The organism is Melghirimyces thermohalophilus (assembly GCF_900102685.1).
GTDB classification, from domain to species: domain Bacteria; phylum Bacillota; class Bacilli; order Thermoactinomycetales; family DSM-45169; genus Melghirimyces; species Melghirimyces thermohalophilus.
Genome location: NZ_FMZA01000004.1, coordinates 183698 through 189844, shown reverse-complemented (window position 1 = coordinate 189844; position 6147 = coordinate 183698). Strand labels below are relative to the sequence as shown.

The following is a 6147-nucleotide window of genomic DNA, read 5'->3' as shown; positions in this document are numbered from 1 at the left end:
CGCATTAACTCGAATCTCTTTTTCCAATTGACGTTCAGAACGAATCCCGAACAAATACCCGATAAACATCATTTTAAAGAGAACGACCGGATCAATGGAGGGCCTTCCATTGTTCTCACAATACAAAGGCCGCACCTTGTCCGTGATAAAAGAAAAGTCGATATGCTTGTCCACTTTGCGGAGCAAGTGATCTTCCGGAACTAATTCTTCAATACAGACAAACTCCAGCTCATGTTGTTTCTCTTTATTGGAACGTAACACACCCATCCCTCCCATTCTTCTTCAACCTAATAAACGGTGGGAAGCAGTGAAAAGGATTCGGCAAAAAAATAGGCTGTCGAGACTTTCTCGACAGCCTGAAGACCTCCGGCGGCGGGCTCTTTTTTATGAACGTGGGTCTTTCTCCTCTGAATCGAGGGGTTTGGATTGCTCATCTCCAGCAGGTGACGGTTCATCCAGCGATACAGATTCTGGTGGTGAAAAAGGATCAGCCGGGCGGGAGACAGGTTCTTCTCGTTCTGCCAGGGGTGTTTCCTCGAAGGAGGCCGAGGTTTCCGACGCGGCTGTCTCCAATTCATGGGCTTCGGGCACCACGATTTTACGGAGATGGATTTTGTATCGGAGCGCGGTCATTAACAAAACCGCCGCCTGGGCCAGCGGGACCAGCAGGAAGGTGAGCAGGATAAATAGCAGGGTGCTCCCGATGGCAGCTAAGGATGCTTCCTCCCCCTGGGGAACCATCAATAAGGATAAAAGGATAAAGATCACAGCGAAAGGCAGTAGGATCAAGGTATTCAACAAGCCCGTTCCGAACACCTTGCCGAAGGAACGGTAGGTGAATTGAAACGAATAACGAAGTGACTGCCAGGGTCCCATATTTTCCGATGTGAGGATGACTGGGGCAAACATCACACTGAAGAAGTACATCAGGAGACCTCCCCCGAACACGAACCAGAAAAACCAGGAAATACCGAGGCCGATTGTGCTACCCGCCTCATCTGAAAAGAGGATACCCAGATCGGCTAAGCCGAAGGGAATCAAAAGAGGCAACGAAAACAGAAGGATCAATATACATTGGAGAAAGAATTTCCAAAAATACCGGAAGCCTGTTTGGAAATATGTACCAATGGAAGTGCTTCCGTCCAGGACCGCCTCACTGGCCATTCCGTAGCTGCCCGCCATTTGAAAGCACGAGACAAATGACTGGAGGATGATCCACAAGAGGAGCAGCAGGATCACGACCAAAAAGGCGCCAGGTTCAAAGCCGGAGAACATCTCCTCAGGAGAAGTTCCTGACTGTAAGTCTTCCAGGTTCAAGCCGATTGAAGCGAGGAAGACGGCAGCCCCGACAAAGTAGAAGATGACTGCCATGATCATATTGATGACTTGGGCCATTAATGTTCCCAGCAGGAAGGTACCCCACATTTTCAGGCCGTGCCTGCCGAACAGTTGAAAGTAGGTAACCATCCATCTACCTCCTCAGATGCAAACTGATGTTTCTAATCACCATGATATACGATTTTGTGGGGGATGGGTTTCAGAAAAATGCTGCGGAAAGTATTTTTCCGTCAAAAAGCGCAGAGGAAAGCCCCCCTGCGCCGTTCTTTCAACCGGTTGAACGATGTTTCCCCGCTTCATCGGGCTCATCCCCGAAGGAGGGTTCCAAATACACCGGATCGATGTTCTCTTCGGGAAACAGGTGTTGCTGAATATGGAGGGCATACTGCCGAAACAGGACCCCATAGTAGAGAATAAAGGGAAATACGCCCAAGAAGGCTAACAGAGAAGTTCCCAGGGTGATGCCAACGATATCGGCGACGGTGGCGTCTTCGAAAAATTGAAGGATCAACCAAGGGAATGCGGAGACCAGTGCGATCACTGTCCAACTGAGGGCGGCCACCACTATCGCTCCCAAGAAATGGGTCAAGGCGCGCCCAAACTTGACGAAGATGATCCGCCATCCATACCCGAAGGAGCGAAAGACGCCCATGTTCTCCGCAAACATCACCACTGGTGAATAGGTGATCGCCAGCAGGAGGAGAAGCCCCAACATAGCGCCGATCACCGTCCAGATGATGGTGAGAACAGTTACGGGGGACAGCAGCGAGTACAATCCCCCCCATGCGGCCAACAAAACGGCGAAGGTCAACAAATGGAGCATACTCAGCCCAAACATACGCAAAAGGTGTCTAAACCCATAGATAAAGAAGTTTCCGACGCGGACTTGATTGTCTAGGGATGCATCCTGAACCGCTCCGATCAAGCCGGCGTGGAAAAAGGCGAAGGCCAGGATGGCTAACAGCGTAAAGCCGGTCAGGTAGGTGACAATCGGGCCGCTTGTCTGCATCAACGCGGAAATCAGCCCGCTGACGGTCCCGGATGTACCATCAGGTGTCAAGACGTTTTTGAAGAGATCCAACAGAACGGAGAGTTTGGGCCCCAAGAGAAATCCAATCCATAATTGCGGCACCATCAGAAAAAAGAAGACACACCATCCAGCCACGAGGGAGGCAAACCATAGTTTGGCCCCGTGCCGGTTTAACAGGCGGAACGATTCGCCCAATCTGATCCCTCCCCAAACGAGCAATTACAAAACTATCGTATCTTTTCCCGAAAGACGGGACAAGCGGTCGTGCTTCCCCCCTTTCACCAAGAACGGCTTTGTCTCCATTCCGTTTCCCGCTGGAGCGCTTTTGCGGATGTGATAAGATAAAGAGCGGGGAGGGAAAATGGGAATATGAAAGAGAACATTCGAGAAAAACTCGCTCTCCTGCCGGATCTGCCCGGATGTTACCTGATGAAAAATGCCGACGGACAAATTATCTACGTCGGCAAGGCGAAACGGTTGAAAAACCGGGTGCGGTCCTATTTCACCGGCAGCCATGACGGGAAAACCCAACTGTTGGTTTCGGAAATTGATGACTTTGAATATATCGTCACCGACAGTGCGATGGAGGCGCTTATCTTGGAAGCCAATCTGATCAAGCGCCATCGGCCCCGGTTTAACGTGTTGATGAAAGATGATAAATCCTATCCCTATATTCGGCTGACCAAAGAGACTCACCCGCGGCTGGAAGTGACGCGGCAGATAAAAAAAGATGGCTCGCGTTATTTTGGCCCCTATCCCAACGCACAAGCAGCACAGCAGACGAAAAAGCTGTTGGATAAGCTGTATCCTCTGCGCAAGTGTCGGACTCTGCCCAAGCGGGTCTGTCTTTATTACCACATGGGGCAGTGTTTAGCTCCCTGTGAGTTTGATGTGGACCCAACCCAGTACGAGGAAATGATTCGCAATATCGTTCGGTTTTTGAATGGTGGATATAAGGATGTGCAGAAGGATCTGGAAGAAAAGATGCAACAGGCATCAGAAGAGCTCAATTTCGAACGGGCTCGGGAACTGAGAGACTTGATTCAGCATATCGAAGCGGTGATGGTGAAGCAAAACATCGTCCTCCAAGATGAGACAGACCGTGATGTATTCGGTTATTGGGCGGACAAAGGGATGATGTGCGTTCAAGTTTTCTTCCTTCGCCAAGGAAAGCTGATTGAGCGGGATGTGGCGATCTTCCCTCATTACGGAGAGGAAGAGGAAGATTTTCTCACCTATGTCACCCAGTTTTATCATGAAAAGCCGGCGCTGCCGAAGGAGATCAATTTGCCGGCTCATGCGGATGTCGCCTTGTTAGACGAATGGTTGACCGGCGTTCAGGTCCACATTCCTCAACGGGGGATGAAAAAGCGGCTGGTGGAGATGGCCAATGAAAATGCGCGGATTGCATTGAACGAGCGATTTAAGCTGATCGAGCGAGATCACGGACGTACGGTTGATGCGGCGCGCAAACTGGGAGAAGCCTTGGGCATCGGTTATCCGCGGCGGATCGAAGCCTTTGACAACTCCAACATCCAGGGGGCTGACCCCGTGTCGGCGATGGTGGTCTTTACCGATGGCACCCCTGACAAAAAGGAGTATCGTAAATATAAAATCCGCTCCGTTCAAGGACCGGATGATTACTCGACGATGAGGGAAGTGATCCGCCGCCGTTATACCCGGGTATTGAAGGAGGATTTACCGCTACCCGAATTAGTGGTGGTCGACGGCGGACGGGGTCAGATGTCGGCGGCCGCCGATGTGTTAGAAAACGAGTTGGGTCTGTTTATCCCTGTCGCTGGGCTGGTGAAAGATGACCGGCACAAGACGGCTCGCCTCCTGATCGGCGATCCGCCTCGTGAGGCGGATCTACCCAAGGGCACCCAGGAGTTTTACCTGCTGCAGCGCATTCAGGAGGAGGTCCACCGGTTTGCGATCACCTTCCACCGACAGACGCGGGGGAAGTCGATGGTTCGCTCTGTGCTGGATGACATCCCGGGGGTGGGCAAGAAGCGGAAACAGCAGCTGTATAAACACTTTGGGTCCCTGGACCGAATGCGGACAGCTACGGTGGAGGAATACCGCAAAGCGGGGATCGGTGATAAATTGGCCAGAAACATTTTGGCACACCTGAAGGAAACGGCAAAGTCGGCGTCCAAGGATGAAGGCTCGGGGGAGAGAGTCGATTGATATCCCCGGGCATCGGTCTGATTTTGCTGGCTGGCGGCCAATCTCGTCGCATGGGGCAGGATAAGGCGCTCTTATCCTTCGCCGGAGAGCCGATGGTTAAAAGGTTATTGCGGCGGTTGGATTTCGACGGGAACTCCATTGTTTTGATCAGCGCCAACCAGCCGGAACCATATCAAAAATGGGGTATCCCCGTCGTGGCAGATGATTTGCCGGGGGCCGGCCCCCTGGCGGGGATTCAAGCAGGGCTCCGCCGTTCTCCCTGCACCTTCAACCTGGTGGTCGCCTGCGACCTGCCCTTCGCTTCTGCAGCCGTGGCTCGACGTTTGTCGCAGGTGGCGGAGGACGGGGACTATGACGCGGTGGTTCCCGTTTGCGACGGTCGGGCCCATCCCTTGTTCTCCATTTACCATCGGCGTTTGCAAGGGGAGCTGGATGCCTTTTTGCAGGAAGGAAAGCGACGGGTCGGCGATTTTTTGGATCGGGTTCAAACCCGGTATGTAACTGAATCTTTCCCTTCCCAGGCTTTTTTTAACATGAACCGGCCGGAAGATTATCGGCGCGCGGAAGCTTGGGAAGAGGAGTGAGAAAAACCCCGCCTGATCGGGGCGGGGCTGGTGTCATTTCCGGTCGACGTCTTTGTTGGTTGCGTCGACTTCTTTTTTATCATCGGACAGACCGGAGACGCTGTCTTTAAACTCCTTCAGCGTTCGGCCGGCGGCGCGTCCCAGTTCGGGCAGCTTTTTGGGGCCGAACAAGAGGAGTGCGACCAAAATGATCAGAATAACTCCGGGAACTCCAATCTGGCTCACAAGGGTCAACTCCTTCCAGTCCTTTTCGGACCTGCGGTTATCGGATCGTGAGGAGTATCCAACACAGTCTTCTATCTCATATTATACTGCCCCCGTTCTTTGAAGCCAAGTTAAGCTTTGATAGATGTGTGGTGAAGGAAAATCGGCGTGCGCGAGAGAGATCGGTGTCTTCTGTTGTATTTCAGTAGGCACGGGCTGGATACGGGTCCCTCACTCCTACCCTTCTATTTTCTCCCCCAGGGCTGTCGATATGCCCGCTACTACGTTGACAACCGCCGTAGAGAGGCTTAAAATCAAAGCAAAAAATGAATGATTATTCATTCATAGGAGGGGACGCTCTTGGCTGTAAAAGAGACCATTACCGCATGGGTCGACAACATGAACCAGAATCCGGAATGGATCCGGGATACGGAAGTGGTTTACCAGCTTGAGATCTATGGGGAAGGCATCCACCAACTCCGCCTGAAGAGGGGTGCTGCCGAATACCGAGGGGAAGAGGCGTTACCGTCGGATTGTACCATTCAGTTATCGGAGAAAAATTTTATCAAGCTGGCGGAAGGGCGATTAAATCCCACCACTGCTTTTATGACAGGGAAATTGAAAGTGAAAGGGGATCTTTCATTGGCGTTGCGGCTTTCATCCCTGTTGAAACAATTTAGCGGAACTGCCTGATCGATTTTTATCGGTTAAGGCGCTGTAGCTTGGTTTCGTTTCCGATTTTGGGTTGAGGGAAAAGGAGAGCTCCCAGACCGGCGGATGCTAACAACAGCCGTACCCACA

At 52.0% G+C, this 6147-nt stretch carries 7 protein-coding genes; 3 read left to right on the top strand and 4 right to left on the bottom strand.

Annotated features, from left to right (window positions below; translation table 11 throughout):
* The 3 genes from BLP91_RS04415 to BLP91_RS04405 form a co-directional block, all read right to left on the bottom strand.
* The coding region (locus BLP91_RS04415) for a transposase (RefSeq protein WP_143003457.1) at window positions 1-267 on the bottom strand (267 nt) is incomplete at its 3' end.
* 117 nt (window positions 268-384) lie between these two features.
* On the bottom strand, window positions 385-1467 hold the full coding sequence (locus BLP91_RS04410; protein ID WP_091567051.1) for a hypothetical protein: 1083 nt from the start codon (window positions 1465-1467) through the stop codon (window positions 385-387).
* A 139-nt stretch (window positions 1468-1606) separates the two neighbouring features.
* Window positions 1607-2563 (bottom strand): hypothetical protein, encoded by a 957-nt coding sequence (locus BLP91_RS04405; protein ID WP_091567049.1) that lies wholly within the window; start codon window positions 2561-2563, stop codon window positions 1607-1609.
* Between the two features lie 174 nt (window positions 2564-2737).
* Between BLP91_RS04405 and uvrC the strand changes: the two genes are divergently transcribed.
* On the top strand, window positions 2738-4558 hold the full coding sequence (uvrC, locus tag BLP91_RS04400) for an excinuclease ABC subunit UvrC (RefSeq protein ID WP_091567047.1): 1821 nt from the start codon (window positions 2738-2740) through the stop codon (window positions 4556-4558).
* Entirely contained in the window at window positions 4555-5142 is a 588-nt protein-coding gene (mobA, locus tag BLP91_RS04395; protein ID WP_091567045.1) for a molybdenum cofactor guanylyltransferase, read from the top strand. The genes uvrC and mobA overlap by 4 nt, the downstream gene beginning before the upstream one ends.
* 33 nt (window positions 5143-5175) lie before the next feature.
* Here the strand turns inward: mobA and tatA are convergent, their stop codons facing one another.
* Window positions 5176-5367 (bottom strand): twin-arginine translocase TatA/TatE family subunit, encoded by a 192-nt coding sequence (gene tatA, locus BLP91_RS04390; RefSeq protein WP_091567043.1) that lies wholly within the window; start codon window positions 5365-5367, stop codon window positions 5176-5178.
* Between the two features lie 339 nt (window positions 5368-5706).
* Here tatA and BLP91_RS04385 point away from each other — a divergent pair, with 339 nt between their 5' ends.
* On the top strand, window positions 5707-6039 hold the full coding sequence (locus BLP91_RS04385; RefSeq protein ID WP_091567041.1) for an SCP2 sterol-binding domain-containing protein: 333 nt from the start codon (window positions 5707-5709) through the stop codon (window positions 6037-6039).
* Window positions 6040-6147: the final 108 nt, after the last annotated feature.

Excerpts from the sequence above, each read along its gene's own strand:
- BLP91_RS04410 (WP_091567051.1), bottom strand. The coding sequence starts at position 1,467 with ATGGTTACCTACTTTCAACTGTTCGGCAGGCACGGCCTGAAAATGTGG.
- uvrC (WP_091567047.1), top strand. The coding sequence starts at position 2,738 with ATGAAAGAGAACATTCGAGAAAAACTCGCTCTCCTGCCGGATCTGCCC.